21 protein-coding genes are annotated in these 21,681 nt (G+C 37.4%); 8 read left to right on the top strand and 13 right to left on the bottom strand.

The window, feature by feature from the left end:
* Positions 1-28 precede the first annotated feature (28 nt).
* The 7 genes from EHQ52_RS05560 to EHQ52_RS05590 all read right to left on the bottom strand — a co-directional run bounded on the left by EHQ52_RS05560 (position 29) and on the right by EHQ52_RS05590 (position 4,709).
* On the bottom strand, positions 29-574 hold the full coding sequence (locus EHQ52_RS05560; RefSeq protein ID WP_135614262.1) for a phosphoribosyl-AMP cyclohydrolase: 546 nt from the start codon (positions 572-574) through the stop codon (positions 29-31).
* 89 nt (positions 575-663) lie between these two features.
* On the bottom strand, positions 664-1,017 hold the full coding sequence (locus EHQ52_RS05565; RefSeq protein WP_135614263.1) for a single-stranded DNA-binding protein: 354 nt from the start codon (positions 1,015-1,017) through the stop codon (positions 664-666).
* Positions 1,018-1,181: 164 nt separating this feature from the next.
* Positions 1,182-1,484 carry a hypothetical protein gene (locus EHQ52_RS05570; protein ID WP_167492183.1) on the bottom strand — a complete coding sequence of 101 codons (303 nt, stop codon included), beginning with the start codon at positions 1,482-1,484 and terminating at the stop codon, positions 1,182-1,184.
* Positions 1,469-2,026 (bottom strand): RNA polymerase sigma factor, encoded by a 558-nt coding sequence (locus EHQ52_RS05575; RefSeq protein WP_135614264.1) that lies wholly within the window; start codon positions 2,024-2,026, stop codon positions 1,469-1,471. Before EHQ52_RS05575 ends, EHQ52_RS05570 begins: the two co-directional genes overlap by 16 nt.
* A 24-nt stretch (positions 2,027-2,050) precedes the next feature.
* Complete coding sequence (locus tag EHQ52_RS05580) at positions 2,051-2,503, bottom strand: Spy/CpxP family protein refolding chaperone (RefSeq protein WP_208653456.1); 453 nt, start codon at positions 2,501-2,503, stop codon at positions 2,051-2,053.
* 57 nt (positions 2,504-2,560) lie between these two features.
* Positions 2,561-3,232: a response regulator gene (locus tag EHQ52_RS05585; protein ID WP_135614265.1), complete on the bottom strand. Its 672-nt coding sequence runs from the start codon at positions 3,230-3,232 to the stop codon at positions 2,561-2,563.
* A 199-nt stretch (positions 3,233-3,431) separates the two neighbouring features.
* Entirely contained in the window at positions 3,432-4,709 is a 1,278-nt protein-coding gene (locus tag EHQ52_RS05590; RefSeq protein WP_208653457.1) for a phosphoinositide-specific phospholipase C-related protein, read from the bottom strand.
* A gap of 308 nt (positions 4,710-5,017) precedes the next feature.
* On the opposite strand from EHQ52_RS05590, the gene EHQ52_RS05595 reads away from it, so the two are divergent.
* Positions 5,018-5,482 (top strand): DUF1801 domain-containing protein, encoded by a 465-nt coding sequence (locus tag EHQ52_RS05595; RefSeq protein ID WP_244244801.1) that lies wholly within the window; start codon positions 5,018-5,020, stop codon positions 5,480-5,482.
* A 4-nt stretch (positions 5,483-5,486) separates the two neighbouring features.
* Here EHQ52_RS05595 and EHQ52_RS05600 read toward each other — a convergent pair whose 3' ends face one another.
* The 6 genes from EHQ52_RS05600 to EHQ52_RS05625 form a co-directional block, all read right to left on the bottom strand.
* Positions 5,487-6,746, bottom strand: coding sequence for an esterase/lipase family protein (locus tag EHQ52_RS05600; protein WP_208653458.1), 1,260 nt, complete (start codon positions 6,744-6,746; stop codon positions 5,487-5,489).
* A gap of 123 nt (positions 6,747-6,869) precedes the next feature.
* A complete protein-coding gene (locus tag EHQ52_RS05605) occupies positions 6,870-7,220 on the bottom strand; it encodes a CsaA family protein (RefSeq protein WP_135614268.1) in 351 nt (116 codons plus the stop codon).
* A 65-nt stretch (positions 7,221-7,285) separates the two neighbouring features.
* Positions 7,286-8,419, bottom strand: a complete 1,134-nt coding sequence (lvrB, locus tag EHQ52_RS05610; RefSeq protein ID WP_135614269.1) for a hybrid histidine kinase/response regulator LvrB — start codon at positions 8,417-8,419, stop codon at positions 7,286-7,288.
* Position 8,420: 1 nt separating this feature from the next.
* Positions 8,421-8,864: a response regulator gene (locus EHQ52_RS05615; RefSeq protein ID WP_135614270.1), complete on the bottom strand. Its 444-nt coding sequence runs from the start codon at positions 8,862-8,864 to the stop codon at positions 8,421-8,423.
* A 6-nt stretch (positions 8,865-8,870) separates the two neighbouring features.
* On the bottom strand, positions 8,871-10,601 hold the full coding sequence (locus EHQ52_RS05620) for an ATP-binding protein (protein WP_244244875.1): 1,731 nt from the start codon (positions 10,599-10,601) through the stop codon (positions 8,871-8,873).
* Positions 10,602-10,839: 238 nt separating this feature from the next.
* Positions 10,840-13,977: a SpoIIE family protein phosphatase gene (locus EHQ52_RS05625; RefSeq protein ID WP_135614272.1), complete on the bottom strand. Its 3,138-nt coding sequence runs from the start codon at positions 13,975-13,977 to the stop codon at positions 10,840-10,842.
* Between the two features lie 187 nt (positions 13,978-14,164).
* Here EHQ52_RS05625 and EHQ52_RS05630 point away from each other — a divergent pair, with 187 nt between their 5' ends.
* The 7 genes from EHQ52_RS05630 to EHQ52_RS05660 all read left to right on the top strand — a co-directional run bounded on the left by EHQ52_RS05630 (position 14,165) and on the right by EHQ52_RS05660 (position 21,679).
* Entirely contained in the window at positions 14,165-15,721 is a 1,557-nt protein-coding gene (locus EHQ52_RS05630) for a hypothetical protein (protein WP_244244802.1), read from the top strand.
* Positions 15,722-15,826: 105 nt separating this feature from the next.
* Complete coding sequence (locus EHQ52_RS05635) at positions 15,827-17,359, top strand: MBOAT family O-acyltransferase (protein WP_135614273.1); 1,533 nt, start codon at positions 15,827-15,829, stop codon at positions 17,357-17,359.
* Positions 17,349-18,596, top strand: a complete 1,248-nt coding sequence (locus EHQ52_RS05640) for a DUF1574 domain-containing protein (protein WP_135614274.1) — start codon at positions 17,349-17,351, stop codon at positions 18,594-18,596. The genes EHQ52_RS05635 and EHQ52_RS05640 overlap by 11 nt, the downstream gene beginning before the upstream one ends.
* A 42-nt stretch (positions 18,597-18,638) precedes the next feature.
* The gene (locus tag EHQ52_RS05645) at positions 18,639-19,883 is read left to right on the top strand and encodes an acyltransferase family protein (protein WP_135614275.1); all 1,245 of its coding nucleotides are present in this window, start codon (positions 18,639-18,641) and stop codon (positions 19,881-19,883) included.
* A 192-nt stretch (positions 19,884-20,075) separates the two neighbouring features.
* Positions 20,076-20,414: an STAS domain-containing protein gene (locus EHQ52_RS05650; protein ID WP_010514772.1), complete on the top strand. Its 339-nt coding sequence runs from the start codon at positions 20,076-20,078 to the stop codon at positions 20,412-20,414.
* Positions 20,411-21,004 (top strand): RdgB/HAM1 family non-canonical purine NTP pyrophosphatase, encoded by a 594-nt coding sequence (gene rdgB, locus EHQ52_RS05655; protein ID WP_135614276.1) that lies wholly within the window; start codon positions 20,411-20,413, stop codon positions 21,002-21,004. The genes EHQ52_RS05650 and rdgB overlap by 4 nt, the downstream gene beginning before the upstream one ends.
* Before the next feature lie 114 nt (positions 21,005-21,118).
* Positions 21,119-21,679 (top strand): LA_3696 family protein, encoded by a 561-nt coding sequence (locus EHQ52_RS05660; RefSeq protein ID WP_135614277.1) that lies wholly within the window; start codon positions 21,119-21,121, stop codon positions 21,677-21,679.
* Positions 21,680-21,681 lie beyond the last annotated feature (2 nt).

Raw genomic sequence — 21,681 nt, forward strand, 5'->3', positions numbered from 1 at the left:
TCGGCGAAATTTCCTTTTTACGGAACCTCTACTTCCCTAAAAAAGGGATCTCTGGAACTAAGTTTTTGGCCCCAGACTTATCCTGCTCTCTGAAAAAACAGGAATAGTACCCTTCGTGACAGGCTGCACCTTCCTGTTCCACTTCGTACACAACAAAACTTCCGTCTTTGGGAGCTAAGATCCTTTTCAGTTTTTGGATATGACCGGAAGTATCTCCCTTTCTCCAAAGCTGGTTCCTGGATCTGCTGAAATAAATTCCTAAGGATTCTTTAATGCTCAGTTCTAAACTTTCCAAATTGGAGAATGCCTGCATCAAAAATAGACCCTTCTCGTCTTTAGTGATCACAGGGATCAAACCATTAGAGAATTGGAGGCCGTCAAAATTAGAGATCTCCACCAATTCCTTTTCCGAAAAATCAGGGTGAGAGATCAAGATAGTATCTTCGTCGCAGTCTATAAATGTTTTCACGTTAGTCGGAAGATCATTGTAGAGGTGTTCCCATTCTGCTTGGGTCACTCTTTTTAATTCTGAAATTTTTCCGGGTTGTCCCCCGGCCCAAATAATAGTAAGCATTCTTTTCCTACATAAACCAAGGACCGACCCAAACAGTCAAGAAAGGTGAGACCTTGAAAATCCTCCCAAGGCCGCACCTAGTGAGGATGTTATGCCGCTTCTTTTTCTTTTCTATCTCCGAAGCTGTCGAACCGGACCTCGTCCGCTATTACTTTGACCTTAGAACGGGATTGGCCTTCTTGATTTTTCCATCTATCCTGTTTTAAATGTCCGATTACTGTTACCTTTTTTCCTTTTTTAAGATATTCAGAACAATTTTCAGCGAGTCTTTCCCAAACTTCTACATCTACGTATGAAACCTCAGCCTCTTCTCCTTCTGCTCTTTTGTAATTATGGTTCACTGCCACTGTAAAATTTGTGACAGACTTTCCTGCTTGGGTCCTCTTTAATTCTGGATCAACGGTTAAGAAACCGTCCAGAACTGTGAGTGATAAATTTTTCATAAACATTCTCCTCCTGGGGGAATATAGGAGTCACGTGTAATAGAATGTTTACTCTGCTTGTGATTTTTTTGGATTTAGTGGACCTTCTCCCAGAATTTTGATTCCGCGAGATTCGCCAAAGATGGAAAGAATGCAACGGGCCCGAAAAATCGGGCCCGTTCTTTTTATTCTTCCAGAGTGGTAAGGTAAGATTCGCCTTCTAAAATTGAAGATACACCAAGATAGTATTCATCTTCTGTGTTGAGTTGTCCGGCAAAAGAATACCAGCCGATAGAAATGCCCAAGAGGAGTGCGGCCGCTACCGCTAATACATTTCTGATCGGAAACTGAACCAGCTTTTTAGAACTTTCTTCTTTTGTGTATCTGTCGATCACACAAGAAGCTAAATTTTTAGACCAGTTCGGATCTGATTTTCTTTTTTCGATCTCTTCCTTCATTGGTAGACAATCTTTTAATATTTTCCCCATACTTCTCCTCCTTCTCTTTTTTCGGAGTTCTGCATTCTTCGCAACATTTCCTTTCCTCTAGCAGCTCTGGATTTTACAGTTCCAGCTGGAACTCCCAGAACTTCAGCGATCTCTTTTTCTGAATATCCGGAAAGATAATATTGGATCACACTTCTATACGCTTCCGGTAGATTACCGATCCAAAGTTTTGCTTTTTCCCAAGTAGGAAGATTTTCTCTATCCTCTGGGAGTTCTTTATCAAAAGCGAAACTTCTGGAATCTTCTTCCGATCTTTTTCCGGCCTTCTCTGCTTTGGTTTCTTCTCTTACCAGATTTTCATTCATACGAATGGATTCATTTCTAGCAATTGTGTATAACCAAGTGGTCAATTTGGAGTCTCCTCTAAATTGACCTTTTTGTAATGCCTTATAAGCGCGAAGATATGTTTCCTGTGCGACATCGTCTATCGCATATGCAAAGCGTTCATACAAGTAACGGGAGACCGCCGCTAAGACGATCTCCCTGGTTTCTTCTACGAAGCGGGAAAATTCTGCCTCTCCCATTTTACCTCCGAAAGACTTTGGAAATTAATCCTCGTCTTCCTTATCGAATTTACTCTGGAACTTAAGGATTAGATCCGCCAGTTTCCCTCTTTGTTCGGGAGTTAATACCGCGTGGAATTCCACTGCCTTTTTGGTGAAAAATACTCTAAGAGCTGCGATCTTTTTCTCTCTTTCTTCGCCCAGCTTGTTCCATTTTTCAGGATTCAATTTATCTGCACGAAGTTCTTCCACTGCTTCCTTAGGAAGGAAGTGTCCGCCCATTTTTAGCTCTTTACGTTTTGCAAGCACGTCCTCTTTGATTTTATCAAGGGCTGCTGCTTGTGTCTCTGTTAAATCCAATTCGGACTTAAGTTTTTTGACGATATAATTGGCTCTTTTCTCATGAGACATCCATTTATGATGGCAGCCTTGAGTCAGTAGGGCGGTAGCCCCCAACACCAACAAAATCGCGGTTATTTTCGTAATTTTGCGAAACATTCATTTCTCCTCTTTATGCTCCTGGGACCGGAGCCTAAAAAGTCGGTTCCAAAAAAATTAAGAAGAAAGTATGAGAATATCTTCTTCCTTGATCTCGTATTTGGAAGCCAGACGGGTCACGAGTGATGCCAGAAGTTCCTGGGCCTTTTTATGATAATAGAACTCTTCTCCCACTTCGATGAAAAACTTACGAACTCCAGGCAGTTCTTTTAGTATGAACGCGATCTCTTGAGCGATCTTCTCCGCATTTTTTTGGAAAGGACAACCTACAAGTTTTACTCCATTTCCATAAGATACGTTTTGAGTCCTCTCAATGGAGAATGGGTATTTCTTTTTATCCACGATCATGTCTTCTGGGATCTTAAGCACAGAGACTATCTTTTGTAGAAGTTTATCAGGATCAAAAGGTTTGAGGATATAGCCCACAAGTTGTTTACTATGGGCTGCAGCCATCACATCTTCTTTTTCATTACTTGCAGTGAGAAAGACGATTGGGGTATTTTTGTTTAGATCTGGGACCTTACTTGCCAGGCGAACCCCGGAAAGTACAGGCATCATATTATCCAAGAGGATAAAATCATATTTAGTTTTTCTCAATTTGAGTTCCGCGGCCATTCCGTCCACGACATGGTCCACTTCGAAATTGAACCTTTCTAGAAAATGGATGAGTAATTCGGCAGAACTTTCGTTATCTTCCGCAAATAAGATCTTAAAGAAAGAATGCACCATAAAATCCGAAACTTTTCCTTAATATTCTCTCGCGACCTTAGGAGAAGGCCGACATAAAACTTTATTCTTCGTAAATTATCCGTTTTTATAATGTTTGCGTCGACGATAAAACTTTGGCGAATTTGGCCCAAAAATAAAAAAACGGGACCCCGATTTCTCGAAGATCCCGCGTTTACCTTAAATCGGAAAGTATATTAGATTATCTTCCGGCTTCCCAATATCCTTCTGAATACTGGTCGGTAAGATTTGCCCATACTTCTGAAACTCCCTTAGCAGTTTTTGCTTCTTGGAGTTTTTTGTTCTCATACGGAGTTACAGGAGAGGAGAAGTTCCAGCCTCTTGCAGAACACGCGCTCTTTCCGTTTGCCCAATTTCCAGAAGCATCTGTGATTGCCCAGTTCCCACTTCCATCTTTACAAGCATAACGATAGCTATTGGAACATTTATTATCATTCCAACGTCCGCTTCCTACGATCTGCAAGCAATCTTCAGCTCCACCATAATCATTAGGCTCTGCGTTATCCCAAGACCAAAGTCCTTGTTTTGCAAAATCAGGACTGAATTGGTCGATCCCGAATACGCTGATACCGCAAGCCAACATCTGAGCTATATTATCGTTTGTGAATACTCCACTTTCTTTCACGCCGTCATAAACACCAAAGTAGTTGGTGCTATCATTGAATACACGGGTCATAGTGTTATCGTATACACTTCTGGACCAGTTACAGCTAGGATAACCTTGGAAAGCTTTCGGACTGATCGTATTACTTCCGAAGAAGATCCTTTTCGAGTATTGGTTCCAAGCTCCATCGTAACAACCATTGCTCATCATCAAGATCCTTCTGTTAGAAGAAACCATGTCTTTGAGTTTAGGCATGTTAGCTGCGTTCGGAATATCTCCACAAGAACCGCTATATCTGTATAGATATGGATCTAAGTAACTTCTTACGATACCTAAGAATTCATCCTGTCTTCCATCCAGATAATCTTCGAAATATAGAACTAAAACTTCGTTCCTATTTTGAGGAGAAGAAATCCAATTGCGAATCTCTTCCAATCCTTTGCTCGCAGGACGATCGAATACGTTACATCCTAGATCGTTGGATTGAGCGTGGCAAAGTAAGAAATCATTTTTGAAATTCGTACTCAGATAATAATGAATATCTAATTCTATAAACCTAGCTCCCAATCTCAACTGATCTGTAATAGAAACCTGTTGGTTCGGAAAAGCGTAAGAAAAGAAAGGTCCTGCATACGCTTTGCTATTATAGGAATTATGTGTGCCGTAAAACAAAGCCTTGTGCACTGGTAGGTTTGCCGCTACTTGCACTTGTCTTTGTACAGCGAGTGATTTTGCTTCCGCAGACTTTTCGAATATATCGATCGGACTTTCAGTTACTGCTCCCCTGCTTGCAAATAAACTAGTCGAAGACAAGCTTATCAACAAAACAGTAAGCATGATCAATTTTCTCTTCATGTTTCCATTCACCTTTTTTACTTCTGTGGATGCATAATATTTTGAAGGCTTAACTTGTAACAAGCTTCTTCTTATAAGTGGCTTATATATGTTTCTTTTTATGAAGAACGCTCGTTATTTATAATTTAATAATGAATTAGTAGGGCTACAAACAAACAGAGTTCAGTGAGCAGTCACTCATATATTATATATTAATAATATACATTCAGGAGAATTCAGATCATAACTTCTATAGAATGGCTTAGTTCTGTTTTTCATTTAATTTCAGGCATGAAAACAACTTGTTTCATTGGAAGAAGGTCCCAAAAATGCGAGACATGCCAGCTAAGAAGAAGTCCACAAAGAGCAGTTCATCCCCTAAAAAAGGGATCAAATACGAAGACAAATCTCCGGGGCAACCAGAACTAGTTCCAATTTTTAATGAGATCAAGAAGCTAATGAGACCCTATATAAAGGGAACTCTTAAAGAATGGGGAGATTCTAAAGGGCAATACGGTTTAGTCAGCGAGATGGAAATCGAGGTAAACGGTAAAAAGAAGCCTGAAATTTATTTCGCAGGGGCACTCGTTCAAAAAGGATACGTGGGATTTTATTTTATGCCCGTGTATTCTGAGCCTGAATTGAAAAAAGTTTTACCACAGGAACTTCTGAAATGTTTAAAAGGCAAAAGTTGTTTTTATATAAAGAAGAATGACCCCGTCCTTCTCTCTCAAATAGAAGACGCCTTAAAATTAGGATACGACGATTATAAGAAGAAGGGCTGGGTAAAATAAATCCTTACTTTCCGAGAAAGATCTTTAAGAAGTATTCTCTCAATTCAGGAGAAGGCATAATCTGATAATGAGATAATCCTTTTAGAATTTTTACTCTAGTTTCAGGATTTGATTTTTTACGAAATATAGAATCACTAAAAAGAGTAAGACTTGGTTTTTCTACGATCCCGTCTCCGATCCAAGATGACCAATCACCCTCTTCTTCAGAAACAAAACTGTAGATTTGATAGGCGTCTATATCATCCAGCTCGCCAAAATATTTATCTTTTCCGTATCTACCTAGATGTGTTCCTTCTTTCCAATCTTCTTCTCGTATAATTCCGTGAGAAAGATCCTTCATTGCTTCACTTCTTTGGTTTCCAATATAACCAACTAGCTGCACAGGAAATACAGGCATCGCCTCAGCTCCAAGACCCAACCAAAATCCTACTTTTTCAATATAGGATCCCCCATCAGGAGAACTGATAAATAATACTTTTTGAATATTAGAAGAAATTGGATTTCCTTCCTTTTTCGAAGAATACAAAGCACTTCTAAAAACAAGTCCGCCCTGGCTATAGGTGACCACGTCGAATTTTTTCTTTTTTAATTCAGGATCTTCTAAAACCTTTCTGACTAACTCCAGAAGTTTAGATCCATTCTCTGAGATATGAGCTCCAGGATTAAATCTAAGATAAAATGGATAATAATTTTCTTTAACTAGAATTTCTGAGAAAGAAGGTTCTCCATTTTTAATCCAAAGACCTTCGTCACAAAATAAGCCAGGCACACAAAGGATCGGTTTTTTAGATCCAGATTTTTTCCAATCTGCCAATACTTCTTCTGGACTTACATCCTTTCCATCTAAACGAAAAGACGCTTGGATCACAGAAGTAGTGATCATTCCAGCGAAAGATTCTCCTACTACACTGGAAACTGAAATGTTCTCGAAAACTTTTCTTTGTATCAAAGATTCCGTATCACTCAATGCTTCTAATGCTGTATGCATTGCTTGTGCAGTGGATTCAAATGCTTTGGATAAGCCTTCTTCAGTTTTACTTCCTGCTTCTTCCAAAGATCTCCCCGCATCCTTCAGAAATTCTCCAAATTTGGTTCCGTTTACTGTAGGAGTTTCTGAAATTTCGGATAAACTTTTTGCACACCATTCAAATGAGCCTGTGAGTGCAGATTTAACTCCGGATAGAACACCGAGAGAAGTATCTCTTGCGAATGAAACTGCGAATTTTCCCAACTTCATGCTGGGTTCTGTAGGTTTGTATGGCATATTTTAAATTCTTAACTGTAAAGCGCCGCCTCACTATACGTAAAAACCGCGTGCCGTCAAGGGGAAAGATAGGCGAAATCATCAATTCAGAAGCCCGAAAACTCCTGAATATTTAAGATTTAATTAGCAGGCGAGTTGGACAAAGCTGATCGCATCAGACTTGCTGAATTCTCCCTCTTCTTCTACAAAGCCTAGGAACAGAGCTTGAGCTCTCATTCTCGCAATATGAGCAGAAGGATAGTCCATCACACAAAGTGTTTGTTTGCCCAAGAAATCTTTTTCTTCTCCAAGAGAAAGTATAGGCTCGCTTGATTTGCGGACTCCGAAATTCTCACCGAAATCCAAGATCAATCTATAAGCTTTCTCTCTGTGATCGAGAACTAATTCAAAACCAATTACTTTACCGACTCTTAAGTCTAGATCGGCAAAAGGTTTTTCCGAAACTAAGTTTGTATATTCAGTCGATTCCATCATCTAGTATAACCATTCTTAGATAATTATTTGACAAAAAAATTACAAAGAAGGTCCAAAAATCACTGTTAGACTGCGGGTAAATCTAAGAAAAATCTTGTGTATTCATTGGCAGCACTTTCAAAGGAAAGAAATCCCCCATGCTCTTTTACTATACCAAGGCTGACAGAAAGTCCGAGCCCTGTTCCCTTATCTGCTCCTTTAGTAGTAAAGAATGTATTGAAGATAGACTTACCAATTTCTTGAGGAATTCCAGAGCCCAAATCTTCTACAGCGATCCTTACCCAAGGTTTACCACCAATCTCTTCCGGCTTTGCAGAGATGATCATTCTTTTATTCTCATCATATTCCGGATAACGTTGGTTTAACGCATCTGTTCCATTATTGATTAGATTCAAAAGGACTTGGAGAATTTGTCCTTCTTTACACATTACAGAAGGAAGATCTGCATTTACATCCAGATCCAATTGAATACGGCTCATCTTTAATCTTTGTTCTGAGATAGAACGCGCCCTGGATATTAAAGCAAAAACGCTTACTGGTTCGAAGGCCCCTTTTTCCTGTCTGGCAAATCTTAATAGATCTTTTACCATTACGGAAATTCTTTCTCCTTCTTGTTTGATCTTAGAAGCGATCTTTTGGGCCTTATCTATATCCATTTCTCCTTTGGAGATTAACTGAGCATAGTCAATGATCGCCATGATAGGATTATTGATCTCATGGGCCATAGCTCCGGCTAAAAATCCCATTGCTTCTACTTTCTGACTTTGCCTGAGTTGTTCTTCTATTTCGAACTTCTCTTGTTCTGCTCTTCTTAAAGCCTTATGTTCTTCTATTTCTCGAATTGCTCTTCTTAAAGCAGGTACAAGTTTTACTAATCTGTCTTTCAGAACGTAATCGGTTGCACCTCTAGTCAGAGTTTGGATGGCCGCATCTTCTCCGTATGTTCCGGAGACAAAAATAAATGGAGTAGTAGGACATTGTTCTTTTGCGATGGTTAATGCTGATAATCCATCAAAATTAGGAAGTGAGTAGTCCGAAAAAATGAAATCAGGCTTCTCATCTTCGATCGCCTTTAGGTATTCTTCCCTATCTTGAACATGGACAGGAATATATTCTACTCCTCCCCTTTTTAATTCTCTTTGAATAAGCTCTAGATCGGTATAAGAATCTTCTAAAAAAAGAAATTTTAGTGTTCTCATGTCAATGCACCGATTTATTTAATATACACCAATATTGTCCAATTTCAGATACTGTTACGATCAGCTTTTCAAATTCAACAGGTTTAATTATATAACTGTTAACACCTAGTTTATAACTTTCTACTATATCTTTCTCTTCTGCCGAAGAGGTTAACATTACTACAGGGACCGTTCTTAATTTTTCGTCGGACTTGATCTCTTTTAGCACCTCGAGACCGTCTACTTTGGGCATTTTCAGATCTAATAATATGAATAAAGGTTTTCCGCCAGATTCCCTACCTTCGTATCTTCCTCTGCAAAACAAAAATTCTAGAGCTTCTTCTCCATCTTTGACATGAAAGACTTGATTTACTAAATTATTTTTTCTGAAACCTCTTAAAGTAAGCTCTGCATCGTTCGGATTATCCTCCGCATAAAGTATATCATAGTTTCCCGATTGATTCATTCTTCCCTATCCTTTGTTTGGTATTGTAAAATAAAACGTGGCACCTTGTCCCATTTTTCCCTCTGCCCAAACTTTTCCGCCATGTCTCTGCACAATTCTATCTACAATGGCAAGCCCAATTCCGGTTCCGTGAAATTCCTCGCTGGAATGCAGTCTTTGGAAAACCTTGAAAAGTTTATGAGAGTATTGATCATCGAAACCTACTCCATTATCTTTTACGAAAAATGTTCGGATTCCTTCTCCACTTACGAAACCTATCTCGACGAAAGGATTTTGAGATTTGGAAGAGTATTTGTACGCATTTGAGATCAGATTCAACCAAACCTGTTTTAGCATAGAAGCATCTCCTTTTACAGGAGGAAGTTCTGAAATTTCGACAATTGGGCTTCTGGATCCGTATTCTTGATTAATGATCTCTATCGAATCCGAAACCATATGTTTCATATTTATAGAATCTGATTTTGGCTCCAGCTTAGATACACGATAGAACGCTAACAGGTCATCAATCAACTGCCCCATAAATTTAGAATTGCTGGCGATCACATTCAAAAGCCTAAGGGCTTCTGGTTCCAAAACTGTGGAATAATCTTCCAGCATGATTTTCGTAAATCCATCTATTCCTCGAATGGGAGCTCTTAAATCATGAGATACGGAATAACTGAAAGCTTCCAATTCCTGATTTGCATATTCTAATTTTCGAATATTCTCTTCTAGATCTTGATTTAATTGGTTTATTTGAGTATCTCTCTGGTTTCTTTCGGTTACATCTAACCATTCCACAACGCTTCCGATTCTTTTTCCGGAGGAATCGAAAACCGGGTCCGCACTTAGATTAAATTGTCTCCCTCCTATAGAAATAGAACTTTTATACGTATCAGTAAACGTGGAAAGTATCCTTCTTTGTTTCTCAGGATGAGAGTGAAAAATATCAATACAGGATCCCAAAAGTGCTTCTGGAGAAAAATTAGAAAATTGGTTACGAATATTCTCCTTCGCACCTTGGAACATATTCACTACAGAACGATTCGTATACACCACATTCAGATCATTATCTGCGATCATAATGTTGCTGGAGGCGCAATCCAATGCGGATTTGACCATTAAGATTTCTTTATAAAATTTTTCTTTTTCAGAAAGTGTATGTTCAAGAAGATTATTCTTCTCGAAAAGGAAATTTTCCGTTTTTGTCCGAAGATCGTATTCTTTTTTTAAGAATTTATAAAGTATAGCTAAGATGAGTATATTAAAAGAGAGGGATAAGAATAGGACCCAATCAGTGATCTTCTTATTCAGTTTAGAATCCAAGGCCCTTTCAGAGAGAAGTGAGAGCTCTTTTTCCTTGAGCTTATCAATTGAACGGTCGATCTTATTCTCTAATATTGCATTTGTAGTCTCTTCATCTTTGTTTTTAAATATAGAATGACCCATCTTCTGGACCAGTTCATCCCTTTTGGTGAACAATTCCTCTAATTCGGAAATACCTTTTTGTTGTATGGAATTGTCTCTGGTGATGTATTTGAGTTCACCAAGCTTCAAAATTAAATTCTGTTTTTCAGTTTTATAATATTCCAGATCTTCTTTTTTTCCAGAGGCCAAAAAGAGTAAAAATCGGATCTTTGATTCTTTTACGGAAGAAGCTAAACTTTCTAATCTGGAAAGTACGCTGAAAGTATGAGATTCCCAATCCTTAGATTCACTTAAATTCCTATTACTGATCCAAGAAGAAACTCCGATCATAAGGCCCAAAAAGCCTATTCCGATAACTCCGAATCTTAGTTTAGAATCATATGAGAGCATATAAGGAAAACATAGATTAAAAGTTTATAATCTTTTAATTCTACTTCATGTTTGATCCGCGTATTTTAAATTTTTTGACCCCATTTTGCAAGATATTTACACAGTTTGGACAAAATTAATTTCCTAAACCGATTATAATCTTTTAGTCACTTGATTAAGTCACATTAGATCGAAAGATTTATATTTTATCTAGCGCTTGTTTGATCTTTAGGACTTGGGAATTTTCGGGTTCAACCCTTTGAGCTTCTCTCAAAAGATGTTTTGCTCTTTCATAATTTCTTAAAGCGATTGAGATCCTAGTCAAATTGATTAAATTTCTAACATGATCAGGTTCTCTTAAGAGTAATCTTTCGCCGAAATCTTGAGCTTTTTGGAATTGTCTAGCTCTTCTTGCTACGTAAGAAGCAATAAATAGTATTTCTTTATCTACAGGACGAATATTCAAATATTCCTCTGCAAATTGTGCAGCTTTGGAATAGTTCTTTAATCGAATATGATACTTAAGTAATCCCTTTTTTACTTCAGGTAGACGATTGTCTAATGAGTCTGCTTCTTCCAAGAAAGATAATGCTTCTTTGATATTCTTATCTTGGGATTTCTCTTTGGCTTTTCTAAGAAGTTGCCTGATCTTCTCCTTCTCTTGGATCCTTTCAATCCCTCCTTCTTCTTTGAAAGAAATTCGAACCAAGGACAAGTCGTCAGTTAAAGAACCCACTTTTTTTATAGAGTCATATATATTAGAAAGTTCTCCGTTTCCTTCTTCTATCAACTTTAAGAAAAGTTTTTCATTATCATTGATGATCCTTGCGCCTTCTTCATCGTTTCCGAGAAGAATATCATCCCTTCCATCTGAACCAGCAATTATCACATCTCCAGGTAATAGCTGGAATGTTTTCACTGAAATTTTTCCATCCATTCCAGTGGTTCCCAACTTCCTGAACATAAGATCATTCTCTATAAAGTCTGCTTTTCCATCTCGATAAAGCGCGGTCCAAGGATGTTCTGCATTAATATAATATAATGTTCCAGAATCTTCATCTATTAGCCCGATTACAGAAGATACGAGCATTGAACCTTCAAAACTTTCGAATACTTTATGCAATTCTATAAATGCGTTTTTCAACCATCTTTCCGGAGACTGCTCTTTCATAGATCCTACGATCCGAGTTCTTTCAATGATCGATTCACAGACGGCTCCTAAAACCAAGGCTCCTCCTGCTCCTTGCATAGATTTCCCCATCGCATCCGCATTCAAGAATACTATATAACGTTGGCCTCTAAGAGTGATCTGGTTAGAGATATTCATATCTCCACCGATCTCATCGTTAAATCTTCGGAAGCTGAACTTTTTCTTTTGTTCTATTAGAAAATCAACTTTGACATTTTCGGATACAGCTTTGTTCGCACCTAAAGGTTTGATCAAGAGTGAAGTAAGGAAATAATCTCCGTCCTGTTGTTGTTTGAGTTCATTTACTTCTTCCAAAGTTTTTTCTAATTCTTTGGTTCTATCTTTTACTTTTTCTTCTAATTCATCTGCGTATTGCTCGAGCCTTTTCCTGGCTGCGAGGATACTTCTCGCCATTTTATTAAATGATCTGGCGATAAATCCAATCTCATCCTCCACTCGAGGAGTCAGTCTATATTCTAAATTTCCTGAATTTACTTCAGTTAATCCTACGACTACTTCGTCCATCGGAACTACGATCGCATTTTGGAAGAAGAACCTAAATCCTATAACAATCACGAAGAATGTCAGGACCATGGATGCTACTAAAATAAAACTTGGATCATGATGGAATATTCTATAATCCTTATATTCAAATCCTACCTCGTATATTTTTCCACTCAGGCTCGGAGCAAAATAGTAGGAAAGATACATTACCGGCTTAGGATCAGAAGGAGAATAGACTCTTGTGCCTCGATAAATTCTTTCTCCGGCAAAATGAATTGGAGCCAGAGAATTTAGCACGATCTTGGAGACATGCTCCGCAGATTTATCCGAATTTACCGCTTGGATTGCAGATTGTTTTACATATGCTAATGTTTCAGATAATCCGACATCTGTAGAAATGAGCAATCCTTCGATAGATTTTTGTTTTTTACGATCAGGAAGCCTAGAGTATTTATTTCGAATAATATTCAATTTTCCGTATATTCCTCGGAAATAATCCTCTATATCAGGATCTTTTACTGTTTCATTACCTTTCGATTTCAGGAATGCGCGGATACCTGCAGCATAAGCTTTAAAGTCATTTGGAGAAGTTTCCAGAATCGTTTCTGTTCTTTCTAATCTTTCTTTTGCAGGCAAACTTCCCAGATTAGAGATCTTTTGTTTTTCTCTAAAAAAGCGAACTTCTAATTCATCTTCTTTTTTGAATCGAGGATCTTTATTTCCTTTTTCTGATCGGAATTCATTCTTATCTGGATCATAAGAAACTATATAAGCCAAGCCTTGTGGATCCTTTTGTTCCAGAACTGCAATAGAGCTGTCTCTTCTTTTCATATCGTCGTAAGTTCTTTCATATCCATTCAGAATAGAATAACCTACTAGCTGATAACATACGAAAAATGTAGCTAAAGAAACTCCGATGATACGGTTTAAGATTGTAGTTCTTTCTTTAGTCGCGTTCACATACACAATCATGATCAGGAACATTCCAGTAACCATTCCTAGGTTAAAGGATTGTTGATAAGTTGCACGTGCCACTGTTCCGTTTCGACTAAGAGCGTTTAAAATTCCAGGAACCACTGTGATCACAGCGTAGCTAAGAAGAATATATATTACGGACCTTCTCTCCTTTCCTGTTTCTATGATCGCCTTCCAGATACCGATCACAAGATAACATACTTCGTAGAATAAGATTATATATATAAAATAACTGTAAAATACATGAACCTCATAGTCCCAATAATGACTTCCTGGAACAAAAGATCTAGGAGCATCCCAGCTAACATAAACATAATAACCTGTGACTACCAAAACTCCCAGATAAAGAAGCCAATAAAAGATCAGACCTGGTAAGATCCCTTTCTTTCTAGGTTCAGGGAAATAGATGAAAAATCCTACTAATTGAGTGAAACTCATCAAAGGACCTGCGACTGCAATGACCCTATGAAAAATTGTATTTTCTTCGAAGGAGATAAAGCCCCAAAAATACCCTATATTATGGAAAACTGTGGTTAAAGCACAGACTCCCAAATGGAAGGCAGCCATGCTTCGTTCCTTGATCGTAAGAAAGAAGAAGCCAGCATAAAAGAAGTATAGAACGATTAAGATCGAACCGAAAGAGTAGAAGTTAAAAAATAACGGATCCATTGATAGGTGTTGAAATATAGTCCCGGAAGCTTAGAGTAACGATCCGACTCGGATCAAGCGTAATTTATTTCCAAAATTTTGTAAGACTTCTTAGATTTGTCGGAATTCCAATAGAAATTATTTAAGGTTCTCTATAAGCATTGTATCTTTGCATAAAGCACGTTCTAAAAAGGAATCTACTTGACCTTTGAATCAAAAAACAGAAGCTTACTGGAAATATCGGCCAACCATTTCTCTCCGATTCATGCAAACATCTCTTAATTACAAACTTCCACTTTATATACTTTTCCCGATCTTATTTTGCTTAGCATATCTATTAGCAAACCCAGGATTTTTCAGCCAACCATACCAAGAGACTGGAGATTATGCCGCTAACGCGCTTCAGATCTGGAAAGCAGGGAAACTGGAAGAAAGTTTAGGAGCATACTCCCGCTTTTTAGTAAACCATCCTGGTCCTATCGTATTTTATTACTTAGCTCTTGCAGAAAAAATATTCTTCTTTGTGAAATCTCCTCATGGGGCGCATTCAATTGGGATTGTTCTTTATAATCTTTTTTTCCTTCTGATCGGTTTAAGAATTCTTTATAAAAAGTTGGAAGAGAACAGATCTACAGTTCTATTATTTGCTTCTTTGATTTTAGGATTAACTCCTCTTTTACCAAATGCATTCTCAAATATCTGGGGACCGGGAGTTGTACTTTTACCCACCTTGGTTTTGGTCATTTCTCTAACTGATTTTTCCCAAGGTTCTATTCGAAATTTTTTCTGGTTTGTAGTTTGTGCGAATATCATAGTGCAGAACCAGATCGTTGGGATCTCTTTTATCGTTCCAATGTTTGCAGTCGGATGTTTTTATTTTTATAAGAACAAAGGACTTTCCCAATATAAAACGAAAGAGTTCGGACTAAGTATTCTATTTGCAATAGTGTTCACTATCATTTGCTGGATCCCTCCGCTAATAGAACAATTCACGAATACTCCAGGTAACTTAAGTAAAATTATAGGATTAGCTCTTAAGAATTCTACCTTTCATAAATTAGGTCCTACATTACAGTATGCTTTGTCTTATTATGTTTCTCCACTTAGTATTCCGAAACAGATCCCTGCACTTTTGATTGTAGGTTTATTATTTGGAATTCCTAGTTTCTGGAAGGATAAATTACAAGAATTTGATAGATCCTTACTCAAGATCCTGATCTGGGCATTTTTTATCACATTATTCGGCGCATTTAAAATGAAGGGAGGTCAGATCTCCCATATCTATTGGTTCACCTATGTTTTGGCCGGACTTCTTTATTATTTAAACCTAAAGATCATTTTATCCAAATCTGAATTCCCAAATACCAGAAACTTTCAAATATATTCGATTTCTATAATATTTATATGTATAGCAATTTATGGCAAAAATACAGAATTCGAATATGATGATAGGCCTGAAAAATTCATAACTGCAATCTCTCCTCAAAAAGAAAGCAAATATAGAATTCTCTGGAAATCTAATCCCAAAGATTTCGGACAAGGAGATCTTAGTTTAGGAATTCTTCTTAGATTAACTAGAGAAGGATATAACTCCTGCCTAAATGAAGAATGGCATTTTTTAGTTCCAAAATCGTTCAGATGTGGCGACACAGAACCCGCAATTACGATCACATTAGAAACACCAGAAAAAGAAACTGAAGAGTTCCAGATCCTAGACAAGAAATCATTTTATTATAAGTCTACGATTGTAAGGATCATTGAGTGAAAGAGTATTTAAGCATTGCTTTAAATATTCTTCGCCATTTCACGTTGAATTTTGTTGACCTATCCTTTCTTTCCATAAAATTGTCGATGAGCTGGACTTCCAACGATGCTTTTTAATGCTTTCGTATTTCTTGTATTCTTCATAGTAGTCTATGCTGTTTTCTTAGCATTCGCATTCAAAGCAAAAACTAACCCTTGGGCCTTGAGAATTCAAAACCTCTGGCTACTTGCCGCTTCATATTTTTTTTACGGCTGGTGGGATTGGATCTTTCTAACTTTAATCATCGTAAGCACGTTAGTTGATTATTTTGCAGCGATATGTATAGGCCGAAGCCAGACCAGAAAGAGTAGATTAATATTTCTTTGGTTTTCGATCCTTTCAAACTTAGGGATCCTCTTCACGATGAAATATTTCAATTTTTTTGCAGGAAGTTTTCTTTCTCAATGGAATTCGATCGCTGTTTCTCTAGGTGGGGCCCCTCTCGGAGAAAGTGGAAGTTTTCTATTAAAATCAATTATTCTCCCAGTGGGGATCAGCTTTTATACATTCCAAACGATGTCTTACACTATTGATGTATACAAAGGTGAATTGAAACCTGAAAAGGATTTCTTCGATTTTGCATTATTCGTTACTTATTTTCCACAGTTAGTAGCCGGGCCAATTGAAAGAGCAGGCGATCTATTACCTCAATTAAAAAAGCCTAAATTTCCTGATTCAAACGCGGTTATGGAAGGGCTTTGGGATATTCTCTTAGGATATTTTCTTAAAGTATATATTGCTGATAATCTTGGCCCAATAGTTGACCAAGTTTTTTTCACCAACAAAGAAACCTATCTATCTCACATAGAGTTTGCTTCTCGTATGGGAGGAGGACAAGTTTTAGCAGCTACACTTGGCTTCATCATACAGGTTTATTGTGATTTTGCAGGTTATTCTTTTATAGCTGTTGGGATTTCCCGACTTATGGGTGTAAATCTAACAATTAACTTCGATACTCCAGAATACTCTGCTAATCCTGTCGAGTTATGGACAAGATGGCATGTCACCTTGAATCGTTGGTTTAGAAGTTACGTTTATTTTCCATTAGGCGGTAGCAAAGTTGGCAAACTTGCCCAAATCAGAAACGTATTACTCGTTTTTGGATTATCTGGTCTTTGGCATGGAGCAAATTGGACCTTTGTTACTTGGGGACTTTTAAACGGATTCTATACAGTTGTATATTTATTAATTACTTGGTATGCAGCTGATCGTTTGAGTTTCTTATCCAATACAAAATGGAAATCGATCTTATTTGCTATTGGTAGCAGAGTTCTTACTTTTTTCTTATTTGGCTTAAGTGCTGTGGCATTTAGAGCATACGATGTATCACATATGCTTCTTCTTTATTCCCAGATTTTTTCTGTTTGGGATGTTTCTGGTCCAGTAAACGGTATGCTCGCTTCCGGACATTATTTCTGGGAAATATTCAAGGTAGTACTTCCGCTTCTAATTATAGATTTCTTTATCTACACTAAAAACGACAGATACTTTATCTTTAAAACGAATAAGTGGGTTCAGTCCTTAGCCTTTATCCTTCTTTTCGGAATTGTCATCCTAAAAGGAATCTTTGGTAAAGAGGTAATTTACTTTGCTTTCTAAGTTGTCCGGGATCCTGATAGCGGTTTCCTTTTTTATAATATTAGAAATTATAATACATATTGTTCCAACTTATTATATGGAAGAGCCGGAGCCGTTTTTCGTAAATTATAAGCGAGAAACTTTAGAGTCCGGAAAAGGAACAGCAGATGTTATCATCCTTGGCGACTCCAGAAGTATGACGTTAGAAGGAGTCAGCAAAGGAGAAGGCCATGAATCTTCTGTTTACAATCATAGTCTTCCAGGAATGGGTCCTAGATATTATCGTTATTTTTTACAAAAATATCTAGAATACGGAAACCAAAAACCGAAATTACTTTTGTTCGCAGGAAGCCAGCCATTATATTCAGAAGGTTACGGATTTCCTCTTTATGATCCGTCCGGTGGAAAAGCCCAACATAACGAAACAATCTCACAGTACGCCAACAGACGCTGGAACGAAGGACTGAAAAATTGGTTCTTTAGTGTTGAAGAAGAGAAAAAGAATCTTAATACAGACGATACCTTCCTCTGGGATTTTTTTGGCCAAAGATATTTACATCAATTCTCCTTTTTAGAATTATACGGCCAGTTCGAAGGTATTGAAAGTATATTCATTCTTTCTAAAGCAGCTCCGCTTATCTATAAAACTTTTAAATATCGTCGTGCTGTAAGAAACGCAATGACCGCCTCCAACTGGAAATCTGCAGGTGGAGAAGCTGATTGGGTTAAAATGTGTTCTTCATGTGAAGCAATCGAATCAGGTCTATGCGCTCCTTCTTCATCTCAATTAGAAGATAATCTTCGGATCAAAGAATGGTTAGATACATATCACGGAAAATATAATATTTCCAATCGAATGAATCCGATAATGATGTTTCAGGGAAAAGAATACGTTAAGGCAAAAACCCAAGAAACCGGAAGTTTAGCAAAGGATTTTAAACCTAATTTTGCCCCATTGATCGATTTGATCGAATTCTGCGAACAAAACGGCATCAAATTCGGATTCCTTTATATGCCTGGGATTTCAGAGATCGAGAATAGACCTTTAGCTCAAAAGGTAAGAACTGAGCTCTTAACTCTATTAAAAACAAGACCTACAGTTGGTTTTTTCGATTTTCCTGAATACAAATATTCCAAGGACTACTTTGTGGATTTGATCCATCTAGATTGTAGAGGAGAAACTAAACTCAATCATGAGTTCAAAAACATAGTTCTCCCGCAAGTTGATCGTTTCTTAAAAGAAGAAGTACGAAAATAAGTTCTTCATCTTTAGATGAGTTTTAACCTTTAGGATGAATAAATGAAAGAGTATTTCCTGGGAATATTCCGTGCAGACGACAAAGAAATAGCGCCATTCAACGGGCTCAGGACTCTCTGCTTTTTTATGCTGATATATGGACATATGTATCGGTCCATGCAGGTATTAATACCGGAAATGCATCCGTATTGGCAGAATTTTCTAAATAATGGTTCAATTTGTTTAGATATGTTCTTTAGTCTAAGCGGATTTTTGATAGCTACCCCGTTATTTGCAGAGATAGATAAAAAAGGAACGATCAATTGGAAGTTCTTTTATATAAAAAGAGCATTAAGGATCATTCCTCCTTATTACTTTTTCATTATATTGCAATATTTCATTTTTATACCAAGCCTAATCAAAAATTCTCCTCCCGAGTTAGCAGAACAGTTTAGAGCATACTCCCATAGGATCTGGTATGATATATTTTATATCTCTGATTATGCAAAAGGAACCATCTTCCATGGCTGGTCCCTTTCGCTTGAAGAACAATTCTATATAATATTCCCTATCTTTCTCTTATTAATATTCAGCAGAATTCCTGAAAAATTTAGGCTTAGCTTACTCGTAACTGTTACCTTATTCCCTCTTGTATATCGGACAATTTTCGCCTACACCGTTCTATTCAAGGCGCCTGCTTCGGATGTTATAACATTATATAATAATAATTTCTATTATCCTTTCCACGGTCATATTGATTCAATTTTGTATGGAATAGTCTTCGCATACATATTCAGTTTTCGTAAACATTGGCTGGAGTGGTTCTTTAATTCTGGGAAGCTTGGAACAGTATTGCATGTTCTCACTTTGCTAACAATTTTAATATATACAATTTTTATCGATGAATTCAAAGCCGGCGTTCACCAAATCATTCGTTTTCCAAGTTTCGCTTTGCTTTGGATCTTGGTTTTTATTTTTGCAATGCGAAAAGAAGATCCTATTGGAAGATTTCTTTCTTGGAAAATTTTCTTCCCATTCGCTAAATTATCTTACTGCGCCTATCTTATCCATGTAGTCGCAATGGTGCCGATTTCTAGAAAACTTTTATTCATGGATAAAAAATTAGAACAACATGAATTCTTACTCTATTCTGTTCCTGTAGGATTATTTGTATTCTTCTGCGCGTATTTTTACTATCTTCTTACCGAAAGACCGTTTACAATTCTCAAAGATAAATTGATTTCCAGATATAAAGCAAAAGTCACATCAGAAGTATTCAGGGAAGAATTGAACAAGGCTGCTTCTTAAATTTATAATAAACTCCGAATAGCCAAACATATATAGGGACATAAAAATCTTTTTTTATTTTTGCTCCGGAAAAAACCAACATTGGCGTTGATTCCGTGAATTTTATCGGAAAGATCCCATGATATTTTCCGAAAAGGCCGTTTTTTGCTTGCTATAAAAAAATCGAATATGCACACAAGGTTCGTTACCCACATGGAAATAACGGTTCAAGGCGATATCCACATCATCAAAATTTCCGGATCAATTCTGCAATCCGACAGCGAGGAACTGGACCGCAATCTGAGCGACCATAATTTCGAACCTTCTCCTAAGATCATAATCGATCTTACAGAGGTAAGTCATATTTGCTCAACTGCGTTGGGGATCCTAGTCTCCTACAAAAAAAAGTTCAACTCCGCAGAGGGAGATATCATCATCGTAGTAAATGATGACGATCTTCTCCAACTATTCGAGATCACAATGTTGGACAAAGTGTTTAAAGTTCTTCCTACAATCGAAGATGCTTTTGACGAGTTCAAATTGGGAAATTGAAATCCCTTTCTTTAGCTTCTAACAATTCCCATAAAGTTCGCGAAATTCGAGCCATCCTTTCTCCTTTAGGGTTCACATTATCAACCCCAAAGGAGTTAGGGATCGATTTCGGTCCGGAAGAAACTGGTAAAACTTTTACCGAGAACGCACTTCTCAAAGCCAGGGAATTATTCTCTCTTTCTAAACTTCCTTCCTTAGCAGACGATTCGGGGATCTGTGTAGAAACTCTCGGTGGAGAACCTGGAGTCTATTCAGCTCGTTTCGGCGGAGAAGGTTTAGATGATGAGGGAAGAGCAAGGCTTCTCCTGGAAAAGATGAGAGGAGAAAAAAATCGAAACGCAAAATACGTATGTGTGATCGCGTTAGTCACTTCGGAAGGAGAGTTTACTTTCGAAGGAGAATGTCCTGGATTAATTTCTGATACTTATGATACTAGTGGAAATGGGTTCGGATACGATCCAATTTTTTATTACCCTCCCTTCTCCGCTCATTTTTCCCAAGTCTCAGATGAGAAAAAGAATTCAGTTTCTCATCGCAAAAAAGCCTTGGATGAGTTAGTGAAATACCTGAAAGCATATTCACAAAACTGAATATAGATTCCGAACGAATATTCCGGAATTTTTTAACAAAAAACGCAAGCATCCAGGACAAAAGATTATCTGAAACTGAATAACGGGTTGCCAAACAACCGTCAGGAGGTTAGGATGAAGGTACCAATCTATAAAAGAGTTCCATCAAAATTAGAGGATATTTTAGGTCCGAAAGGAAGGGATGAATTTTTAGATTTCGTAAATTTCAATTGGAATTTAGGGAGTAAGATACTTTTGGAAGAATCAAGTAATCAATTAGAGAAGAGACTTACTGAAGAAGTCGGAAAAATAAAAAACGAATTATCCGAATTCAAAAATAGCACCGATCAAACTTCCACTAGTCTAAAAGGCGAACTTACAAATGTCAAAACGGAGATTACAATCTTCCGTTCTGAATTCGAAGGATTTAAAACGGAAGTCAGATCAGAATTTGCAGCAGTTAGATCTGAAATCAAATCCGAGATCGCAATTTGTAAATTCGAGCTCAGATCCGAAATGACGGAAATGAAATTAGAATTAAAAGAGGAAATGCATTCCGGATTTTTAGGAGTTTATAAAGAGCTCGCTAAAATCCATCAGTTGATATCTACTCAAACAAAATGGATCTTAGCAACTGGGGTTTCTATAACAGTTTTTATGCCAATATTAATGAAACTTTTGGATAAATATATCTGATC

This window comes from Leptospira koniambonensis (assembly GCF_004769555.1).
In the GTDB taxonomy this organism is placed as follows: domain Bacteria; phylum Spirochaetota; class Leptospiria; order Leptospirales; family Leptospiraceae; genus Leptospira_B; species Leptospira_B koniambonensis.

Excerpts from the sequence above, each read along its gene's own strand:
- EHQ52_RS05560 (WP_135614262.1), bottom strand. The coding sequence starts at position 574 with ATGCTTACTATTATTTGGGCCGGGGGACAACCCGGAAAAATTTCAGAA.
- EHQ52_RS05565 (WP_135614263.1), bottom strand. The coding sequence starts at position 1,017 with ATGAAAAATTTATCACTCACAGTTCTGGACGGTTTCTTAACCGTTGAT.
- EHQ52_RS05570 (WP_167492183.1), bottom strand. The coding sequence starts at position 1,484 with ATGGGGAAAATATTAAAAGATTGTCTACCAATGAAGGAAGAGATCGAA.
- EHQ52_RS05575 (WP_135614264.1), bottom strand. The coding sequence starts at position 2,026 with ATGGGAGAGGCAGAATTTTCCCGCTTCGTAGAAGAAACCAGGGAGATC.
- EHQ52_RS05580 (WP_208653456.1), bottom strand. The coding sequence starts at position 2,503 with ATGTTTCGCAAAATTACGAAAATAACCGCGATTTTGTTGGTGTTGGGG.
- EHQ52_RS05585 (WP_135614265.1), bottom strand. The coding sequence starts at position 3,232 with ATGGTGCATTCTTTCTTTAAGATCTTATTTGCGGAAGATAACGAAAGT.
- EHQ52_RS05590 (WP_208653457.1), bottom strand. The coding sequence starts at position 4,709 with ATGAAGAGAAAATTGATCATGCTTACTGTTTTGTTGATAAGCTTGTCT.
- EHQ52_RS05595 (WP_244244801.1), top strand. The coding sequence starts at position 5,018 with ATGCGAGACATGCCAGCTAAGAAGAAGTCCACAAAGAGCAGTTCATCC.
- EHQ52_RS05600 (WP_208653458.1), bottom strand. The coding sequence starts at position 6,746 with ATGCCATACAAACCTACAGAACCCAGCATGAAGTTGGGAAAATTCGCA.
- EHQ52_RS05605 (WP_135614268.1), bottom strand. The coding sequence starts at position 7,220 with ATGATGGAATCGACTGAATATACAAACTTAGTTTCGGAAAAACCTTTT.
- lvrB (WP_135614269.1), bottom strand. The coding sequence starts at position 8,419 with ATGAGAACACTAAAATTTCTTTTTTTAGAAGATTCTTATACCGATCTA.
- EHQ52_RS05615 (WP_135614270.1), bottom strand. The coding sequence starts at position 8,864 with ATGAATCAATCGGGAAACTATGATATACTTTATGCGGAGGATAATCCG.
- EHQ52_RS05620 (WP_244244875.1), bottom strand. The coding sequence starts at position 10,601 with ATGATCGGAGTTTCTTCTTGGATCAGTAATAGGAATTTAAGTGAATCT.
- EHQ52_RS05625 (WP_135614272.1), bottom strand. The coding sequence starts at position 13,977 with ATGGATCCGTTATTTTTTAACTTCTACTCTTTCGGTTCGATCTTAATC.
- EHQ52_RS05635 (WP_135614273.1), top strand. The coding sequence starts at position 15,827 with ATGCTTTTTAATGCTTTCGTATTTCTTGTATTCTTCATAGTAGTCTAT.
- EHQ52_RS05645 (WP_135614275.1), top strand. The coding sequence starts at position 18,639 with ATGAAAGAGTATTTCCTGGGAATATTCCGTGCAGACGACAAAGAAATA.
- EHQ52_RS05650 (WP_010514772.1), top strand. The coding sequence starts at position 20,076 with ATGGAAATAACGGTTCAAGGCGATATCCACATCATCAAAATTTCCGGA.
- EHQ52_RS05660 (WP_135614277.1), top strand. The coding sequence starts at position 21,119 with ATGAAGGTACCAATCTATAAAAGAGTTCCATCAAAATTAGAGGATATT.